The organism is Thiorhodococcus minor, from assembly GCF_010820565.1.
GTDB classification, from domain to species: domain Bacteria; phylum Pseudomonadota; class Gammaproteobacteria; order Chromatiales; family Chromatiaceae; genus Thiorhodococcus; species Thiorhodococcus minor.
The window spans coordinates 26,479-44,171 of sequence record NZ_JAAIJQ010000023.1; the positions used below are offsets into that span (position 1 = coordinate 26,479).

Below are 17,693 nucleotides of genomic sequence, written 5' to 3' on the forward strand. Positions count from 1 at the left end.
GGCGTGGAGAATCAGCTGCATTGGAGCCTGGATGTCTCCTTCAACGAGGACGCCTCGCGGGTGCGCGATCCCGATGCGCGCGAGAATCTCGCGCTGATTCGGCGCATCGCCCTGACACGCGTGCAGCACGACGGCACCCAGCTCGGCATCCAGAGCAAGCGACTGAAAGCCGGCTGGGACCAGCGCTAGCTCACCAAGCTGCTGCTCGAGGCGCCGAAAATCAGGCCACAAAAGACAGCCTCCAAGGCCTCGAATATTAGAAAAACCTGATGCGACTGCCCTGACACTCGTTGCGCGTCAGGGAGAGCGAAGCGAAGGCGCGTAGTCGCCGATAGGCGTCGGCGCGGGCGTATGGCCGAAGTGGCGAAGGGGTCGCCGTAGACCACAGGTCCACGAGATCCCGGAGCCGCGTAGGCCATATGCAAGCGCATCCGACACGCCGTCAAGCCATTTGAGGGAGTGGTGCGAAGCCGGCCTCGAGCGTGCGAGAGGTCGACGTAGCGCCACGGACGCAGGGCGAATCGGGGCGAAAAGGCTGTCGCCGAGCGCAGTCATTTTTGGACTGGGATATCCCAAAATGTATCACGAGCACGGCGACACTCCGGACACACTCACGAACTGGCCGATGCACTCCGCCGAGTGGCTGATATCAGTCAAGGGGCAATACGCATGACTCCAGGAAAGATCACTCCCAAGCGCGAGCGCCTGCTCGCCAACATCCGGGTCCAGCGGTTCATGCCGGGCCAGGACGCCTCGCCCTATTTCGACAACTTCAAGCTCAATGTCGAGACCGGCATGACGGTGCTCGCGGCCTTGCGCAAGATCAAGGACGAGCAGGACAGCACGCTGACCTTTCGCGCCTTCTGCCGCTCCGCCATCTGCGGCTCCTGCACGGTGCGGGTCAACGGCAATTCGGTCCTCGCCTGCAGCACCCAGCTCCTGCCCATCCTCAAGGACTTCGGCAAGGGCTCGGTCACCATCACGCCCATGGCGAATCTCCCCGTGCTGCGCGACCTGGTGGTGGACATCGACCCCATCATCGACAAGCTCGCCAAGATGCATCCCTACCTGATCGAGAATCCGGAGCGCATCCCGGAGGCGCTCGAGCAGGAATCCCTCATGTCGCAGGACGAGCTGAACCGCTTCGACCACCTGACCGACTGCATCCTCTGCGGCGCCTGTTATTCGGCCTGCTCCTCGCTCAAGGCCGACGCCAGCTACGCCGGCCCGGTCACCATCGCCAAGGCCTACCGCTTCTCCATCGACGTCCGCGACGACTTCCGCGGCATCCGCGATCAGGCCGCCATCGACCAGGGGCTCTGGTCCTGCGTCCAATGCCGGCGCTGCATCAAGGTCTGCCCCAAGGACACCCGCCCCGCCGACACCGTCCGCCGTGCCCGCAAGCTCACCATGGAAGACGGCATCCGCGACACGCCCGGCTCGCGCCGCGCCAAGGCCTATGTCGCGGACATCGAGCGCTTCGGTCAGGTGAACAAGCCGATGCTGCCCGTGGTCGTCTTCGGCACCAAGGGCTGGGACGCCATCGAGTCCGCCGAGGCCGCCCTGACCAAGCACGGCATCGAGCCGACCCGGCGCGTCTGCACCCTGCCCGGCCAGGACGGGGCGGCGAAGATCTTCGAGCGCGTGCGCCAGATCGAGGAGGAAGAGGACAAGCAATGACCCAGCCCCCAGACAACGAGAATGGCCGCCGGCGCTACGCCTTCTACTCCGGCTGCTGCTTCCAGGGCGCCGACGCCCGCTTCTTCGACATCCTGCAGCAGGTCTTCGACAAGGTCGACGTCTCCCTGGAGCTGATCGCGGACGCCGTCTGCTGCGGCGCCGGCGTCATCGAGGAACGCTCGGAGCTGGCATCCCTGGCCATCAACGCCCGCAACATGGCCTGCGCCGAGCGCATGGGGCTGCCCTTCTTCACGCCCTGCTCGACCTGCTTCAACGTCATCGCCAACTGCAAGAAACGGCTTGCCGAAGACGCCCGGCTCTTCGACCAGGTCAACGCCATCCTGGCCGAGGACGGCATCCAGTACAGCGGCGAGGTCGAGCTGACCCACACGCTCTACATCCTCGCCCACGACGTCGGCCTCACCAAGCTCGGCGAGCGCGTCACGCATCCCTTACATGGACTGCGCGTCGCCTCCTTCTACGGCTGCCACACCCGCAACCCGGCCGACATCCAGGAGTACGAGTCGTCGCACAATCCCACCTCGCTGGAAGACATCCTGCAGGTCCTGGGCGCCGAGTGCCTCGACTACGAGAGCCGCAACAACTGCTGCGGCTACCATGTCGCCTGGCCCAACCCGGACCTCTCCAAGACCATGACTGGCGTCGTCCTCGAGGGCGCCCAAAAGCAGGAAGTCGACCTCATGGTGACCTCCTGCCCCCTGTGCTTCAAGAACTTGGACGGCGTCCAGCCCAAGGCGCTCGCCGCCGCCGGCAAGCCCTTCCAGCTCCCCGTGCTCTACCTCCCGGAGCTGGTCGGGCTCGCCTGCGGCATGAGCCCGGAGGACATGAAGCTGGACTTCCACACGGTGCCGGTGAATGTGCGGCTGTAAAGCTAACCGGCAGTCTCGACGCCGACGGCCCCTAACCGATCGACGCCACTCTCGCCCGTCCGTTCCGCTGCGCTTATGATAAAGGCTGTAGGAGATTCAGCTGGCACGTATTGAACGGGTGACCCCGCTGCACGCCCATTGATCATGCGGCGTCCCTCCAAAGACTGCTAGGAACGATGATGCCAAGACAGGTCTGGACCTTCGACCCACAATCCGGAGGCGTTAAGATCCCTCCGGCGCTCCAGCCCGAGATCCGCCAGCGGATCGTCGAGCACGCGGATAAGCACTACAGCGGTAAATTCAACCGAATCGACGTCCGCTTTCGCGGCTGCTTCTGCTATATCGACGCCTACGTCGAGCCTTTCGTCGCCCCCGACTTCGATTCCGAGGCCCTCGGTATAACTGCGGAGGAATACCGAGAGCGACTGCGCAACACTCCGGTACATCTGTGCCGCTTGCGCCACTTCGGCGAAGAGGGTCGTTGGAGCATGGCCTTCTATACCTATAGCCAAGACAAGTACGAGCCGAGCTTCTTCGACAACGGCACCTGGTTTGGAACACCGGAGGAGGCATTTGACACCTCCGCGGTCTATCTCGAGGGTTGAGACCAAGATGAAACCCTGCCGAGAGTGCCAGCACGAGGTCAGCGAGAACGCCTTCAGCTGCCCATCCTGCGGCGCGCCCTATCCGGCGCGCGCCAAATGGGACGGCTGGGGCTTCGAGTACAAGTCCGAGGCGAGGGTCCTGGGCCTGCCGCTGCTGCACATCTCCTTCAAGTTCCGCCCGAACAAGGTGCCCGTGCCCGCGGTGGGCTTCATCTCGATCGGCCAGTTCGGCGCCGGGATCATCAACATCTCCCAGTTCGGGATCGGCCTCTTCAGCCTCAGCCAGTTCACCCTGGCCGGCTACGCCGTCGCGCAGTTCGCGATCGCCTACTCCTGTATCGCTCAGATCGGCATCTACGTCGACCGCGGCTTCGGGCAGCTCGTAGTGCGCTTGAGCGATCTCTTGTCGTATGTCCCGGCTGGCTGAGTCGACAGCACCGCTTGCAGCCGAGCCCTGACGAGACGTTGACCGATGCCTGCGATATCAATGTTCTACGGACTGATCGTCTACATGTATTTCATGGACAACCGGCAGCACAAGAAACCGCACATCCACGTCAAGTACCAGGATGACGAGGTGATCGTCGCCATCCCTGAGGGGGACGTACTCGACGGAGGCATCCCCGCATCCAAGATGAAACTTCTGCAGGCGTGGATAGAGATTCATCGCGATGAGTTCGTCGCAAACTGGCAGTTGGCTGCATCCGGACAACAGCCTTACAAGATCGAGCCACTGAGGTAATGGTTTATGAACCCGAGAGTGAAGGCGGTCTCTGCCTGCCCCGATTACAAGCTGCACATCCAGTTCACCAATGGGGAGCAGGGGGTTTACGATTGCACGCATCTATTGGGCTTCGGCGTCTTCAGCGAGCTGCGTGACCGCCACTACTTCCAACAAGCCAGGGTGGCAGACGGCACCGTCGCCTGGCCGCACGAGCAGGATATCTGCCCGGACACCCTCTACCTCGACTCGATCAAGCTTCAGGCAACGGCCTAGCTGCCTGGATCAGAAACCGAGATACCGCAATCGCATAAGCTGCAAAGCTCCAGACGCCAGGTCACAGGGGCTAGCCGTTCGCACCAACCTGGGGCCCGACGACCGAGTCTGAGCCGAAGCACTCCAGCATGAACAACTACATCATCGCCCCAGCCATCATGACCGGGCTCGGCTTTTCCTTCGCGCTCGTCCTCGCGATTGCCTACCGCTATCTGAAGGTCGCGGAGGACCCTCGCATCGACGCGACTGAGGTCTTGCTGCCCGGCTCCAACTGCGGCGCCTGCGGCGAGCCGGGCTGCCGCGCCTTCGCGGAGAAGCTGGTGGACGGGCAGAGCTCGCCGGGCCAGTGCACGGTCGCGAGCCCCGACATCATCGACGCGGTCGCCGCGCTGCTGGACGTCGATCCGGGCGCCCGCGAGCGCCGCGTCGCGCGACTCCACTGTGCCGGCGGCAAGGCGCAGGCCCACCAGATCGCCGAGTATCAGGGGTTCGAGAGCTGCCGGGCGGCCTCGGTCGTCTCCGGCGGCGGCAAGGGCTGCTCCTGGGGCTGTCTCGGGCTGGCGGATTGCATGCGCTCGTGCGATTTCGACGCCATCGAGATGAGCGCGAACGGCCTGCCGGTGGTGGACCCGGTCACCTGCACGGCCTGCGGCGACTGTGTCGACGCCTGTCCCCGTGACCTCTTCGAGCTGGTCTCGGAGACGCATCACCTCTTCGTCCAATGCAGCACGCCGCTGGCCGGCGACATGGCCTTGTCCCTCTGCACGGCGGCCTGCGACGCCTGCGGCCGCTGCGCCGCGGATGCCGCGCCAGGCCTGATCCGGATGGAGGACAATCGGCCGAGCATCGATTACGCATCCGGCGCACCCGCGCGTCCGGACGCCACCTTCCGCTGTCCGACCGGCGCGATTCAGTGGATCGTCGGCAAGCAGTTCCAAGAGTCGACTGGCCGCGCCTCGCAGGGCAGCTGACTCGATGACATCCAGATGGCGCTGGTGCAGGCGCCATGCCGTGCAAGAGAATGGTAATGTTCAGAGCCCGAATTGAAGACCTGCGTGTGATTGCTGACCTGCGTGTGATTGCTGTAGCGCTCATGGATCGGTTCAGTGCGACGAGCAGATTGTCGAGCCCGGTAGGAGAAGCCTTCTGATGGCCAGCTTCTCGAACAGCGCCTTGCGCCTGCTGAGCCGCGTGCTCGGCGCCCCTGCCCGCGTCTCTGGCCCCTATGCCGGGGAGCCGACGGCCCTCGACGGCAACACCGCGGTCGCGGTCACGGAGGCCGCCATCAGCGAGGTCGCCGGTCTGGGCGCCTCCTTTCCGGCCGACACGGCCGACTTCGCCTGGCGTGGCGAGCAGCGCCGCCATTGCCGCAACCAGCTCGGCAGCGCGCTGGGAACATTGGGCGCGGAAGGGGCGCGGGGCGCCGTCGCGAGCGCGCTCGGCGCGGCCCTGGGCGGGGCGCGGGCGACGGTCTTCCTATCCTCCGCCGATCTCGCCGCAGCCCTCGACCAGCTGCGGTCCGCCGCCGGATTCGGCGCCCCTCTGGTCCTGCATCTGGCCAATCGCGCCCTGCCCGGCCCCGCCCAGGTCAGGGGAAGCGGGCACGAGGCCCTGCACCTGGCCTGCGGCACGGGCTGCTTCGTGCTGGTCGCCGCCAATGCGCAGGAGGCGGTCGACTTCAGCCTCATCGCGCGCCAGGTATCCGAACAGACCTTGGTCCCTGGCATCGTCGCGATGGACGCCGAGCAGACCGCGCTCGCGATGCAGGACGTGCGGCTCGCCGCGCCTGAGATGATCGCCCGCTTCGTCGGCAAGCCCGGCGATGCCATCGCATCACCCAACGCCGTGCAGCGCCTGGTCTTCGGCGAGCAGCGCAGACGCCTGCCGCGCCGCCAAGACCCGGAGCGCCCCGTGCTGCTCGGCTCGCCGCAGGCACCGGAGATCTGGGGCCTGTCCGCGGCGTCCAAGGCCGTCTTCGCGACCGAGATCGCGGACGCCATCGAGCAAGCGATGGCGGATCTCGGCCGAGAGACCGGACGCCGCCATGCCGGCGTCTCCGCCCACCGCATCGAGGACGCAAGCCTGGTGCTCCTGGCGCTCGGCGGCGCCATCGAAACGGCGGAGGCCGCCGCCGACTGGGTGCGCCAGCACGAGCGCGTCAAGGTCGGCGTACTGGGCATTCGCCGGCTGAGCCCCTTCCCGGCGGATGCACTGCTCGGCCATCTCAAGCCAGGTCAGCGCGTCCTGGTGCTCGAACGGCTCGATGGCCCGCTCGACCAGGATCCGCCCTTGCTGCGCGAGCTGCGTGCCGCCTTGCACCGCGCGGCCGGCGCGCCAACGCGTGAGCTTTCAGACCTGCGCCTGCTCCGCGCCGATGCCGTCATCTACGGGCTTGGCGGCCTGCCGCTGCGTGGCGCCGACCTGGTCGCACTCTGCCTGGCCGCCAAGCGCGACCAGCCGATCCCGCGCTATCTCGGCCTCGACTTCGCCCCCGCATCGAGCCCCTATCCGAAACGTCAGATCCTGCTCGACCGCGTGAAACGGGATCACCCGGGCCTGGCGCAGCTCGGTCTGCGCGCCACCCAGGCCGAGCCAGACCTGCGCCCCTCGCGCGCACTCACGCTGGCCATCCACCGCCGCTCCGGCCAGCGAGGGGAAGGCCTGGCCGCCGAGGCCGGCGCGCTCCTTTTCGCCCTCTTCGGCGGGCGCCTGCGCAGCCGACCCGCGCTCGCGGCCCAGCCTTGGGGCTCTTACTGCATCGACCGCCTCACGACTGGACCCGATGCGCTGCGCGATCCAGGCGGCGTGCCGCCGGTCGACCTCTCGGTGCTCACGCTCGACGCCGCCGCACAGGGCTCTGACCCGCTACTCGACATTAGCCCGGAAGGCGCCCTGCTCATCCTCGGCGCGGCCGAGGACGGCATCCTCTGGCCGAGCCTGGATCCCGCGCTGCAGCAGGCGCTGCGGCAGCACAAGACCGCCCTCTACACCCTGACGCCACCATCGGGCGACCTGGATGCCGCGCTCCTCGGCGCCATCTGCGGCGTCCTCCTCGACCGCGGCTGGCTGGATAGCTCGACGCGCCGCCTTCAAGCGATCTGGGACGCGCAGCAGGCGGAGTCCCCAGACACCAAGCCAGACACCAAGGCGGCCGAGTTCGCCGCCGGCCTGAATGGCGTGCGCCGCGTCGACTATCGCCAGCTCCCGGACGCGGCGCAGCCTTCGGCGCCGGTCGACGACCAGGCACCCGCCGTGGCCCGGGCGCTCGGACACAGTGACGACGCCTACGACAGCCTGCCGCGCTTCTGGGACCAGGTCGGCGTGCTCTACCGCACCGGCCGCCCCCATGAGCTGACGCCGGATCCCTATTTCGCCCTCGGCGCCATCCCCCCACTGAGCTCGGCCTTCCGCGACCTCGGTGTGCAGCGCAGCGTCATCCCGACCCTGGATGCGACCCTCTGCACCGGCTGCGGCCAGTGCTGGACGAGCTGCCCGGACAATGCCATCGGCGCCCTGGCCGCAACACCTCGCCGCCTGCTGGACACCCTGATTGGGGCGACCAAGGCGACCGCCCTGCAGCCGCTCGCCGGCAAGCTGGCCGAGCGCATCGCGCAAAACTGCGCCGCGGAGGACGCGTCCACCGGCTCGCTCGGCGGGCTTCTGGACGACGCACTGTCGTGGCTCGAGGCCAAGATGCCGCTGCCGGCCGAGCGCAAGCAGGCCGTGACTGACGCCGCCGCACGCCTGAGGGAGGCCATCGGCAGCCTGCCCGTCGCCGTGACCGACGCCTTGCTCCGCGGCCCCGAATCCCGGACGCGCGGCAGCGGGCGGCTGCTCTTCCTCTCCGTAGAGCCCGCCGCCTGCAAGGGCTGCGGCATCTGCGCCCGCGTCTGCGAGCCCGGTGCCCTCAGCATGGGCCATCAGCGCCGGGAGGATGTCGCGCACGCCAGGACCATCCGCCGCGCCTGGGAGCAGATCCCGGACACTGATGCCGAGACCATCGCGCTCGCGGCCGACGCGGACATGGGCGCCCTGGCCGCAAGTCTCTTGAGCCGGCGCACGGCCGGCAGCATGATCGGCGGAGACGGCGTGGAGTCCGGCTCGGGCGCACGCCTGGCACTGAGGCTCGCCCTCGCCGTCGCAGAGGCGGATAAGGCCCCCGCCCACGCAAGGCTCATCGCCCAGGTCGCGGAGACACGCGAGCGCATCGCCGCGCTCATCCGCGACACGCTCGCCGACGCACTGCCGGCCAACGACCTCGACGGCCTCGCGCGCGGACTCGCCGGCATCGAGACGCGCCAGACCGACCTCGGCACCTTCATCGGCCAGGCCCAGGATCGGATGGGGAGCGCCCTGGACGCGGAGCGCCTCAAGCGCCTCGTCGAGCTGGCGCGCCAGCTCGCGGACTTCGAGGAGCGCCTCACCCAGGGCCGTCAGGGACTCGGACGCGCCGCCGTCAGCTTGGTGCTCTCGCCCGAGGACGCCGACGGCCTCGCCGGAGCCTTTCCGCAGAACGCCTATCGCATCCCGGTCAGCGTCGACCCGACAGGTGACGGCCCGCAGCTCGCCGCCGGCCTCTTGGAGGCGCAGCTGCGCCAGGCGACCGAAAGCGTGGCCCTGCTGCGCAAGGCGGGCCTGGAGCTGAGCAAGCCGGCCGACGCCAGACGCCTCTGGCCGGAGCTGGACGCACTGAGCTGGAGCGACCTCGGCGAGGAGGAGCGCGCGAGCTGCCCGGCCCTGCTGCTTGTGGGCAGCAGCCGCATGCTCGCCGGGCGCGGCCTCTCCCAGCTGGTCTGGCTGCTCGGCAGCGGACTGCCCGTCAAGGTGCTGGTGCTCTCCGAGCTGGACCTGGGGCTCGCCGACCGCGCTGGAATCGACGCGCTGCCCAGAGCGCTCCCGGACCCCGCCATCCAGCTCGCGCAGCTTGCGCTGAGCCAGCGCCATGCCTTCATCGCCCAAACCTCGATCGGGGCGCCCGAGCATCTGCTGCGCAGTCTAAAAGGCGCCTTGGCCTCGCCCGGCCCCGCCCTGATCCATCTGCACGCACCCAGCCCGAATCGACACGGCTTCGCCACGGACCGGACACTGGAGCAAGCGCGCCTAGCCCTAGAGACCCGCACCCTGCCGCTCTTCATCTACGACCCGCAGGCCGAAGGCGTCTTCGGCTCGCGGCTCGACCTGGACGGCAATCCAGCCCCCCAGGCGACCTGGCCCAGCACCGCGGGCGGCCCGATCACACCCGCCGATTGGGCAGCGACCGAGTCACGCTTCGCCGGTTACCTAGCGCCGCTCACCGAAGATGCGCCCAAGCCCATCCGGCTGCCGGCCTATCTGGCCCTCCAGCCCGGCCAGCGTCAGGGACAGACCCCGTTCGTCACTATCGAGCGCCCGGAACGGGACCCGGTCCGCTACGCCGTCGCGCCCGAGCTGGCCCGAATCTGCGAGGAGCGCAAGGCGTCCTGGCGCGTGCTGCAGGAGCTGTCGGGCCTGGTCACGCCCTTCACGGCGCGCGTGCAGGAGGCCGCCGAGGCATCCGTCGCCGCCGCGCACCAGGCCGAGCTGGCCGAGCAAGCGGCCCGCTACGAGCAGCAGATCGCCGAGCTGCGCGCAGCCTTCCAGCAAGAGCTGCGCGAAGACATCCACGCGCGACTCATGACGCTGGCCGGATATCATCGCGGTCTTGGCGGTCAAGACGCCTATCGCGACTAGGACTGCCATGCGTATCTACCTCGACGTCTGCGCCTTCAATCGGCCCTTCGACGTTCAGAGTCAGATCAGAATCCGGCTCGAAGCCGAGGCAAAACTGCATCTCCAAGCAGAGATCGCGGCTGGAGGATCGAGCTGGTTTGGTCATACATCATCGACCTCGAAAACGATCGGAATCCATTTCCAGAAAGGCGCACTGCTATCGCGATGTGGAGAAAGCGCGCAGTGGTCGACGTGTCTGAAACACCCAGGCTACTCGCGCTGGCGAACGATCTTGTTGCTCACGGCATCAAGACAAAAGACGCCTTGCACGTTGCTTCGGCAGTTGAAGGCAGCGCGGACTATTTCGTCACTAGCGACGATCGGCTCCTAAGAAAGCTAGCGCTTCGAACAGAAATCAAAGCCGCAACCCCGCTTGGCATGATCGAGGTGATCAATGAGCACAACGACTGACACAGAGCTACGGCTTCAGGGTATCGAGGCGTTGATCGCCGCTCTTGGAGAGGTGGACGCGGAACGATTCATCACGCTCGTGACACGCGAGCCTTTAGACTACACGGAGTGGCAGCGCCGCCTGTGGACAGACCGCAGCGTCAGCGAGATCAGCGCCATGGCCATGAATCGCCGCCGGGCAAGCTCCTGACTGAGCAAGCAAGGCATGGAGAGTGCCAGCCCGGACCTGACCACTGACCACTGACCACTGACCACTGACCACTGACCACTGACACCTGACACCTGACACCCGACACCCGATGGTACCCCCGACTTGAAACACCGCGACCCCAAGCTCCTCGTCCAGCCTGGGCCGCTGCTGAAGCAGCCGCTCACGACGTCCATGGCGATGCGCGACGTGCTCATCGCGCTCGCCCCGGCAACCCTTGCCGGCATCTGGATGTTCGGACTCGGCGCCCTGCTGGTACTGCTCGCCTGCATCGGCGGCGCGGTCCTGACCGAATGGGCCTTCCTGCCGGCGGACGAGCGCCGCGATCAGCTGGGCAACGGCAGCGCCCTGGTCACCGGGCTCCTGCTCGGGCTGACGCTGCCGCCCGCGCTGCCGCTCTGGATGGCCTTCCTCGGCGGCGTCGTCAGCATCGGGCTGGGCAAGATCATCTGGGGCGGGCTGGGCTACAACCTCTTCAATCCGGCCCTGGTCGGCCGCGCCTTCCTGCTCGCGGCCTTCCCGGTCGCCATGACGACCTGGAGCGCGCAGACCGGCTCGGCGGACTTCTTTCAGGTCCCGGCGTCCAATCTGGCCGCGCCCTTGATGCACGTCGACTATGACGGCGTCACCTCGGCAACGCCCCTGGGCCTCATGAAGTTCCAGCAAGAATCGACCGCGCTCTGGGATCTGATGATCGGCAAGACCTCCGGCTGCATCGGCGAGACCAGCGGACTGCTGTTGATCCTGGGCGGGCTCTTCCTCGCCTTCCGGCGCGACCTCGATTGGCGCATCCCGGTGTCCATCCTGGCGGCCGTCGCGGCCTTCTCCAGCCTGCTCTTCCTGATCGACGCCGAGCGCTATCCGGGGCCGCTCTTCTCCATCTTCTCCGGCGGTCTACTCATCGGCGCCTTCTACATGGCGACCGACCCGGTCAGCTCGCCACTGACGCCCAGGGGCGCCTGGATCTTCGGCATCGGCATCGGCCTATTGGTGGTGCTGATCCGGGTCTTCGGCGGCTTCCCCGAGGGTGTGATGTACGCCATCCTGCTCATGAATGCTGCAACCCCTTTGATCGACCGCTATACCCAGCCCCGCGTCTTCGGCAAGGGACTCAAATCGCCCCAGGGTGGACAGGAATGAGCGGCGGATCGGAGAAAGCCCTGAAGACGCCGGGCTGCGCCAACTCCGAGCCCAGCTCGACCCGCCTGGTCGCGACCCTGAGCATCGCCGGCCTGCTCTCCGGGCTCATCATCGTCTCGGTCTACGAGGCGACCCTGCCGACCATCACGGCCTATCAGGCCAAGGTGCTGCGCGAGGCCGTCTTCAAGGTGCTGCCCGAGATCGACCACATCCAGCGCCTGGTCTATGTGGACGGCGGGCTAACGCCGAAGGACACGGAGGACCCCGAGGAAGAGGCGGTCTTCGGCGGCTATGACGCAGCAGGCGAGCTGGTCGGCTACGCCATCCCGAGTGCCGGCCCCGGCTTTCAGGACACCATTCGCCTGCTCTATGGCTATGTGCCGAGCGAGCGCCTGGTGACGGGGATGGAGATCCTGGAGAGCCGCGAGACGCCCGGCCTGGGCGACAAGATCTACAAGGATCTGGAGTTCGTCGGCGAATTCGAGCGCCTGGCGATCGACCCGGAGATCCTCGCCGTCAAGAAGGGCACCTCGACCGCGCCGAACGAGGTCGACGCCATCACGGGCGCGACCATCTCGTCCAAGGCGGTGGTGCGGATCCTCAACGAGGGCAACCGGCGGTGGCTTTCTAAGCTGCCAGCCGCCAGCGGCCAGCCTCCAGCCAAGCGCCGTGCCGTTCCGGAGCCCGAAGTCAGTGCGACGACCCCGCACGAAGCAGCAGCGCCGAGCGCTGCCCCGAATACCGACCCGCAGCAACCGGCTGGAAGCTGGCCGCTGGAAGCTGGAGGCTGACCCCATGCCCAAGACGCAACCCGACGCCTACCAAGAATTCTTCAAAGGCCTCTGGCGCGAAAACCCGGTCTTCGCCCAGGTGCTTGGCATGTGCCCCATGCTGGCCGTCACCAACTCGGCCGTGAACGGCATGGCCATGGGGCTCGCCACCTTCTTCGTGCTTGTGGCGTCCAGCCTGCTGGTCGCCTTGCTCAAGCGCTGGATCCCGCGGCAGGTCCGCATCTCGAGCTTCATCATCATCATCGCGACCTTCGTGACCGTGACCGACTACAGCCTGCAGGCGCTGGTCCCGGCCATTCACAAGGAGCTGGGCGCCTTCATTCCGCTGATCGTGGCGAACTGTCTGATCCTCGGCCGCCAGGAGGCCTTCGCCTCGCGTCAGCCGGCGCGGCTGGCGCTCATGGATGCCCTGGGGATGGCGACCGGCTTCCTCTTCGCCCTGGTCGCGCTCGGCAGCGTGCGCGAGATCCTCGGCGAGGGCGCCCTCTTCGGCGTCGACCTCTTCGGCCCCAACTTCGAGCCCTGGGTCATCATGATCCTGCCACCCGGCGGCTTTCTGACCCTCGGCCTGCTGCTGCTCTTCTTCAGCTGGCTGGCCGAGCGCCGCCAAAAGCTGGCCGAGCGCCTCGCCGAGATGGAGGTCGAGGGGTCGTGAACGAGCTGGTCTGGATCTTCATCAGCGCCCTGCTGGTCAACAACTTCGTGCTGGCCTACTTCCTCGGCCTCTGTCCCTTCCTCGGGGTCTCGGGGCGCCTGGACACCGCCTTCCGGCTGGGGCTGGCGACCCTCTTCGTCATGCTGATCACGGCCTTCTGCGCCTGGCTGCTGAACACCTATGTGCTCATCTACGCGCCCTATCTGCGCCTCATCAGCTTCATCGTCGTCATCGCCAGCACGGTGCAGTTCATCGAGATGGTCATCAAGCGCGTCAGCCCAGGGCTCTTCCGCGCGCTCGGCATCTTCCTGCCGCTCATCACCACCAACTGCGCCATCCTGGGTCTGGCCATCTTCGCGACCAACAAGGGCTACGGGCTGGCGGAAGGCATGATCTACGCCCTGGGCGCGGGCCTGGGCTTCACCCTGGCCCTGGTGCTCATGGCCGGGCTGCGCGAGGAGGCCGAGCTCGCACCCGTGCCGCGCCTGCTGCGCGGCACCGCCATCAACCTCATCATCGCCGGCATCCTCTCCATGGCCTTCATGGGCTTCGCCGGACTCTTCAGCGCGGCCTGAGCCATGCTGACGCACCTCATCGCCATCCTCGGACTCGCCGCACTCTGCGGCACCTGGGTCGTCTTCCAACGCTGGCTCAAGCGCGCCGACCCGGACGGCAGACATATCGAATCCGGATGCGGCTGCGGAGGTGCGCGGCATTGCCAAACGTCAGATGACGGCGCGAGTAAGATCGCGTCAGGAAATCTCGGCGCTCTCTGACCCAACGTTTGGGTATCCTCGTCAGATTCCCGAGCTGCTCAATCCGCCGAAAGGTTGCCCGCCTCGGATGGCGCGCTCCTTGCCTACCAACCGACTTTCTGCACTGAATACGCCCATCGAAGCTTATGTCGCAGTGCCGACACAAGACGATTGGCGCCGCCCGGGAAGATTTGGCCGACATCACAGTCGGACGACTGATCGGGACAATTCTCGGACGGGAGGCTATCGGGCTATATCGAGCCGTGTCAGGAGATCGGAAACAGGCGTTCTGGATGCGCGCTAACTCGAGCTATTCTGTGCTCCTTCAGGGGAGCTCCCAAGACCGTGTGATTGATCCAGCTCTCGATGTCCGTCGAGGGACTCGCGCTCCTCGAGGATCTTTGCACGTATCTCCTCGACGGTCTGAGCAAGCTCAGGCCCCATCCGCTTGAGGTCGTCAGCTCTGGATTCGCCCAGTTCCGAGAGAAGCGCGAAGTAATGCGGTTTGAATCGATCTTTGAATCGGTACTTGCCGAAAGCTTCGTCTTCGAACAACCGCCGGACGTAGGAGGTTTGCTCGGCCGCAAGCAAGAGGACTAGAAGAAGCGCGACGTTGGGTGTCTCTCGGTCGAGATCTAGGCTTGGGAGTACGGCTTCAAGGGTCTTGAAGGCGTTGGGAAACGCCTCTGTATAGACTTGCACTATAGCTAGCAAAAGCCCCAAGTCCCTCCCTGGCGCTTTTGTTTTGATCAGACGCATATCTTCTACAAAGTCGCGCAGTCTTGTCGCTTGTAGCCTCATGCGCCGCCACAGCTCGACAAGCGCAGGATAACGATCGAGCCCCTCGGGTGGCGCACCATTATCGAACAGGCTCAGGCGAGCCGAGGCTGCGCCAAGCTCCTCGCACGAAATGTGATCGAGAATCTGATCGGTGGCCCCCTCTTCTTGCAGCGACAAGAGCCCACCAAGAATTGCCACCCCTCGCGTAACGTAGTCGAGTGCATCGGAATTGCTCATTTTCGCCATTCGTTCTCTGTCGAAGAACGGGCCAAAATCCGCGGGGACATCTTTCTCGATTTGCTCGACCAACTCAGTGACGGATGCCACGACTTGATCTCGTTGGCCTTCCGGTAGGTAGTCCCGAGTGGCCTTTGCCAGCCGATCTTCTGTAGCTAGGTCCAAGCCGGCACCGCGCAAAGCCTCGGTCATGAGCCAGGCCTGCTCGGGAGTGAGGCAACCGTCGACAAGCATGCCGAGGTGGCCGAACGCACGTTCCCGTAAATCTTCCGGCGTGCACCAGATCTCCAGAAACCGCACCAGCCAAAGCGCTCGGCGCCGGTCGCCGCGCCGACCATGCCGCATCAGGTACCAGATGTTGAAGAAGCGCTCCGCGAGCCGATAGAGATTGTTTTTGGTGCTAGTAGGCTCGCGGTGAATGACGTTGGCGCGCTCTAACTGCTTGAGCTGTGCAGCAACCTGTTTACTGGGAAGGCGAGTCGCGCGGGCGATTTCCCCGGTGGAAAGGGCATCCCACCCAAGAGCAACCGCATCCACAATGGCCTGCTGCTGCGGGGGCAGATCGTCCATTCGGTGCTTGTAGAGCGGCGTTACTCGGTCGAGCAACTGCTCCAGGTCGCGGAACGCGCTTCCGTCTCGGTCGAGCAAGATCTCAAAGAGCAATACCAGCGTCCGCGGAACACCGGCGATGAGGCGTCGCAGCGTCTCGATGCGACCTGGAGCCTGTGCAATGATCTCTTCTAGTCGCGCCTGCTGCTCCGGTGTGCCCAGGTGTCTCAATAGGGTTAGGGTCTCGTCAGAGGAAAGCCCATTGAGATTGAATTCCCGAAAAAACTGGTAGAAGGGGGCACCGTGATCATAGTGCTGCTCCAGCATCAGGGTGGATGCCCCGATGATCTGGATGCGTTTGGTGGTATGCAGAATCTCTCGCAGACGCTGTTGCTCTTGGCGCTTCAGCTTGCCGAACAGGTCGCCGACATTATCGATGAGCAATACCAGTCGCAGGCCTTGGCTCGCCAGGGCTTGATCCAGAATGAGGTGGCAGTCCTTCTCGTAATGTGGTGTTTCCCATGCTGCCTCCATGGCATCTGGTAGTCCTTCGAATCCCGGTCTGTCGCTCAGGTGGCTGGCCGCTTCCTCCCACAGCCGGCAAAGGCTGGTGACACCGTAAAGCTCTTCTTTGAAGAGCAGCGGGACCAGCCAATCGCGCGTCTCCTGATTGTCCCGGAGCGAGATCTGGATGCGGCGCAGTAGGCTGGTCTTGCCCTGCCCCCTTTGCCCCTGAATGATCGCGTGCGCTGGCTCGTCTTCCGGTCCACTGCCAAGGATCATGCGCAGGAGCTTGTCGGTTAGCTCCAAACGGACCGAATAGCGCGCGAGGAACTCCGACTCCGGTATCGCCTGCGGATTGTAGATTCCACTCAGTGTCTCCCCCATCGCTTCTCCACCCCTAATTGGCGACGTTGCGCCACCACCATTCGCGAATCACCGGAGAGTTGAAGCGGTAGCATGCGGGATCCTCCTGGTTGTTGAGGTAGCCGTCGTGCTTGAGGATGCCGACAAGGTCGACCTGGCGCTCCAAGACGCCATGCTCCACGGCGAGGTTGCTCAAGGAACGACTGTGGATACCGTTGTTCCGCGGGTCTGCCGCGTAGCCGAGCACGGCCTTGACGAACTGAAGCTCTCTGGAGTCCAGAGTCATTCGTAAGCGGCTATACCAGTGCTCGAATAGATTTTGGTGAGTTAGCAGTGCAGTGAAGGCCTGCTCGACTGCATCGGGAGTGACAGAAGCGGGTGACAGCTCCTCCGCGAGGCGTCTGATAAAGATGGGTATCAACCAGTCCCAGCCGACACGCCCGAGCAAATGCTCCTGAGCCTCTTGAGGCAGATCCTCAAGGCCAAGCCGCGTTAACTCCTGGCCCAAGAAAGCACGTGCCTCGCTTGGAGTGAGCGGAGGGATGCGCAGGCTCTTGAGATCATTGATGTGCTTGCTTGCGCCGAGAGAAGCCGCGACATTCTCCAGTCCGATGGAGCCGGCAAAGACGAACTGGACGCGCTCCGTGAGAGCGGGATCATGCCGGCAGTCGCGGAGGGTCTGGAGCATGCGTATCGCTTCGCGCCGCTCCTGTTCAGATCTTTCTCCCAGCGTGTTTTCCACTGCTTGCGGAAGCTCGTCGACCATCAAGACGATACGTCCATCAAGTTCCAGACTTCGGCAGAACTGGACAAACTCGCCGAAGTGATCCACCGGCCCGGAGGCGCCAAAACGGACTTTGGAGCCGATCTCCTCGATTCGAATCTGCTTGACCCAGCCTGAGAAGCGTTGGGAGGCCCGACTGAGTCGACTCACGAACTCCTGATCCAAGAGCGCAGATAAGAGCTTTCGGTACAGCTCATCGACAGAGTCGACCGACTCGACAAAGACATAGACTGGGAAGAAGCCGACCACAGGCTCAGCCAGCGCCTGCTTGAGCAGCGTGGTCTTACCGATACGCCGTGGCCCAGGGATCAGCAAATGGCTGCCGGACTTCAGATCTCTCCAGAAAGCGTTTTCGAGGTTGGGACGAGGAAATGTGGACATGACTGCAAGAGCACACTGGCAATGAATATTTTGCCAAAATATTTAACAAAATAATTATTGTCAAGTTGGCTCGCGCGCCACGTGAGAAACCCCGGGGAGCCGAGCTCCGAAGGCAAGCGAGGAAGAGACCTTGGGGACCTCATCCAGAAAACAGCACCGCGACTTCGATGACCAGTAGCGCATCCGAGCCGAATTGCGCCCGGCATCGCGATCGC

At 65.2% G+C, this 17,693-nt stretch carries 18 protein-coding genes; 16 read left to right on the plus strand and 2 right to left on the minus strand.

Annotation, left to right across the window (positions count from 1 at the left end; genetic code table 11):
- Window positions 1-3: 3 nt before the first annotated feature.
- The 16 genes from G3446_RS27610 to G3446_RS09780 all read left to right on the plus strand — a co-directional run bounded on the left by G3446_RS27610 (window position 4) and on the right by G3446_RS09780 (window position 13,901).
- Entirely contained in the window at window positions 4-189 is a 186-nt protein-coding gene (locus G3446_RS27610) for a hypothetical protein (protein ID WP_209262331.1), read from the plus strand.
- Between the two features lie 480 nt (window positions 190-669).
- The gene (locus G3446_RS09710; protein ID WP_164452636.1) at window positions 670-1,680 is read left to right on the plus strand and encodes a succinate dehydrogenase/fumarate reductase iron-sulfur subunit; all 1,011 of its coding nucleotides are present in this window, start codon (window positions 670-672) and stop codon (window positions 1,678-1,680) included.
- On the plus strand, window positions 1,677-2,570 hold the full coding sequence (locus tag G3446_RS09715) for a CoB--CoM heterodisulfide reductase iron-sulfur subunit B family protein (RefSeq protein WP_164452637.1): 894 nt from the start codon (window positions 1,677-1,679) through the stop codon (window positions 2,568-2,570). The genes G3446_RS09710 and G3446_RS09715 overlap by 4 nt, the downstream gene beginning before the upstream one ends.
- Window positions 2,571-2,746: 176 nt before the next feature.
- The gene (locus G3446_RS09720; protein ID WP_164452638.1) at window positions 2,747-3,175 is read left to right on the plus strand and encodes a hypothetical protein; all 429 of its coding nucleotides are present in this window, start codon (window positions 2,747-2,749) and stop codon (window positions 3,173-3,175) included.
- A 7-nt stretch (window positions 3,176-3,182) separates the two neighbouring features.
- Window positions 3,183-3,602 carry a zinc ribbon domain-containing protein gene (locus G3446_RS09725; protein WP_164452639.1) on the plus strand — a complete coding sequence of 140 codons (420 nt, stop codon included), beginning with the start codon at window positions 3,183-3,185 and terminating at the stop codon, window positions 3,600-3,602.
- A 45-nt stretch (window positions 3,603-3,647) separates the two neighbouring features.
- Complete coding sequence (locus G3446_RS09730; RefSeq protein ID WP_164452640.1) at window positions 3,648-3,917, plus strand: DUF4160 domain-containing protein; 270 nt, start codon at window positions 3,648-3,650, stop codon at window positions 3,915-3,917.
- Window positions 3,918-3,923: 6 nt separating this feature from the next.
- Entirely contained in the window at window positions 3,924-4,172 is a 249-nt protein-coding gene (locus tag G3446_RS09735; protein ID WP_164452641.1) for a DUF2442 domain-containing protein, read from the plus strand.
- 128 nt (window positions 4,173-4,300) lie between these two features.
- Window positions 4,301-5,143, plus strand: coding sequence for an RnfABCDGE type electron transport complex subunit B (locus G3446_RS09740; protein ID WP_245232410.1), 843 nt, complete (start codon window positions 4,301-4,303; stop codon window positions 5,141-5,143).
- 178 nt (window positions 5,144-5,321) lie between these two features.
- Window positions 5,322-9,881: a 4Fe-4S binding protein gene (locus G3446_RS09745; protein WP_164452642.1), complete on the plus strand. Its 4,560-nt coding sequence runs from the start codon at window positions 5,322-5,324 to the stop codon at window positions 9,879-9,881.
- A gap of 222 nt (window positions 9,882-10,103) precedes the next feature.
- The gene (locus G3446_RS27615; RefSeq protein ID WP_209262332.1) at window positions 10,104-10,331 is read left to right on the plus strand and encodes a PIN domain-containing protein; all 228 of its coding nucleotides are present in this window, start codon (window positions 10,104-10,106) and stop codon (window positions 10,329-10,331) included.
- Window positions 10,315-10,521 (plus strand): hypothetical protein, encoded by a 207-nt coding sequence (locus G3446_RS09755; RefSeq protein ID WP_164452643.1) that lies wholly within the window; start codon window positions 10,315-10,317, stop codon window positions 10,519-10,521. Before G3446_RS27615 ends, G3446_RS09755 begins: the two co-directional genes overlap by 17 nt.
- Before the next feature lie 123 nt (window positions 10,522-10,644).
- On the plus strand, window positions 10,645-11,679 hold the full coding sequence (locus G3446_RS09760) for an RnfABCDGE type electron transport complex subunit D (RefSeq protein ID WP_209262333.1): 1,035 nt from the start codon (window positions 10,645-10,647) through the stop codon (window positions 11,677-11,679).
- Window positions 11,676-12,470 carry an RnfABCDGE type electron transport complex subunit G gene (locus G3446_RS09765; RefSeq protein ID WP_164452644.1) on the plus strand — a complete coding sequence of 265 codons (795 nt, stop codon included), beginning with the start codon at window positions 11,676-11,678 and terminating at the stop codon, window positions 12,468-12,470. The genes G3446_RS09760 and G3446_RS09765 overlap by 4 nt, the downstream gene beginning before the upstream one ends.
- Before the next feature lie 4 nt (window positions 12,471-12,474).
- On the plus strand, window positions 12,475-13,125 hold the full coding sequence (gene rsxE, locus G3446_RS09770) for an electron transport complex subunit RsxE (protein WP_164452645.1): 651 nt from the start codon (window positions 12,475-12,477) through the stop codon (window positions 13,123-13,125).
- Window positions 13,122-13,700, plus strand: a complete 579-nt coding sequence (locus G3446_RS09775; protein ID WP_164452646.1) for an RnfABCDGE type electron transport complex subunit A — start codon at window positions 13,122-13,124, stop codon at window positions 13,698-13,700. Before rsxE ends, G3446_RS09775 begins: the two co-directional genes overlap by 4 nt.
- A 3-nt stretch (window positions 13,701-13,703) precedes the next feature.
- A complete protein-coding gene (locus G3446_RS09780; protein WP_164452647.1) occupies window positions 13,704-13,901 on the plus strand; it encodes a hypothetical protein in 198 nt (65 codons plus the stop codon).
- 279 nt (window positions 13,902-14,180) lie between these two features.
- Here G3446_RS09780 and G3446_RS09785 read toward each other — a convergent pair whose 3' ends face one another.
- Together G3446_RS09785 and G3446_RS09790 are read right to left on the minus strand one after the other, a co-directional pair.
- Window positions 14,181-16,334, minus strand: a complete 2,154-nt coding sequence (locus tag G3446_RS09785) for a replication protein (RefSeq protein WP_164452648.1) — start codon at window positions 16,332-16,334, stop codon at window positions 14,181-14,183.
- 13 nt (window positions 16,335-16,347) lie between these two features.
- A complete protein-coding gene (locus tag G3446_RS09790; RefSeq protein ID WP_342450082.1) occupies window positions 16,348-17,478 on the minus strand; it encodes an AAA family ATPase in 1,131 nt (376 codons plus the stop codon).
- Window positions 17,479-17,693: the final 215 nt, after the last annotated feature.

What these genes read in the sequence shown, in the direction of transcription:
- G3446_RS09710 (WP_164452636.1), top strand. Translation starts at nt 670, where the DNA reads ATGACTCCAGGAAAGATCACTCCCAAGCGCGAGCGCCTGCTCGCCAAC.
- G3446_RS09715 (WP_164452637.1), top strand. Translation starts at nt 1,677, where the DNA reads ATGACCCAGCCCCCAGACAACGAGAATGGCCGCCGGCGCTACGCCTTC.
- G3446_RS09720 (WP_164452638.1), top strand. Translation starts at nt 2,747, where the DNA reads ATGATGCCAAGACAGGTCTGGACCTTCGACCCACAATCCGGAGGCGTT.
- G3446_RS09725 (WP_164452639.1), top strand. Translation starts at nt 3,183, where the DNA reads ATGAAACCCTGCCGAGAGTGCCAGCACGAGGTCAGCGAGAACGCCTTC.
- G3446_RS09730 (WP_164452640.1), top strand. Translation starts at nt 3,648, where the DNA reads ATGCCTGCGATATCAATGTTCTACGGACTGATCGTCTACATGTATTTC.
- G3446_RS09735 (WP_164452641.1), top strand. Translation starts at nt 3,924, where the DNA reads ATGAACCCGAGAGTGAAGGCGGTCTCTGCCTGCCCCGATTACAAGCTG.
- G3446_RS09740 (WP_245232410.1), top strand. Translation starts at nt 4,301, where the DNA reads ATGAACAACTACATCATCGCCCCAGCCATCATGACCGGGCTCGGCTTT.
- G3446_RS09745 (WP_164452642.1), top strand. Translation starts at nt 5,322, where the DNA reads ATGGCCAGCTTCTCGAACAGCGCCTTGCGCCTGCTGAGCCGCGTGCTC.
- G3446_RS09755 (WP_164452643.1), top strand. Translation starts at nt 10,315, where the DNA reads ATGAGCACAACGACTGACACAGAGCTACGGCTTCAGGGTATCGAGGCG.
- G3446_RS09765 (WP_164452644.1), top strand. Translation starts at nt 11,676, where the DNA reads ATGAGCGGCGGATCGGAGAAAGCCCTGAAGACGCCGGGCTGCGCCAAC.
- rsxE (WP_164452645.1), top strand. Translation starts at nt 12,475, where the DNA reads ATGCCCAAGACGCAACCCGACGCCTACCAAGAATTCTTCAAAGGCCTC.
- G3446_RS09780 (WP_164452647.1), top strand. Translation starts at nt 13,704, where the DNA reads ATGCTGACGCACCTCATCGCCATCCTCGGACTCGCCGCACTCTGCGGC.
- G3446_RS09785 (WP_164452648.1), bottom strand. Translation starts at nt 16,334, where the DNA reads ATGGGGGAGACACTGAGTGGAATCTACAATCCGCAGGCGATACCGGAG.
- G3446_RS09790 (WP_342450082.1), bottom strand. Translation starts at nt 17,478, where the DNA reads ATGTCCACATTTCCTCGTCCCAACCTCGAAAACGCTTTCTGGAGAGAT.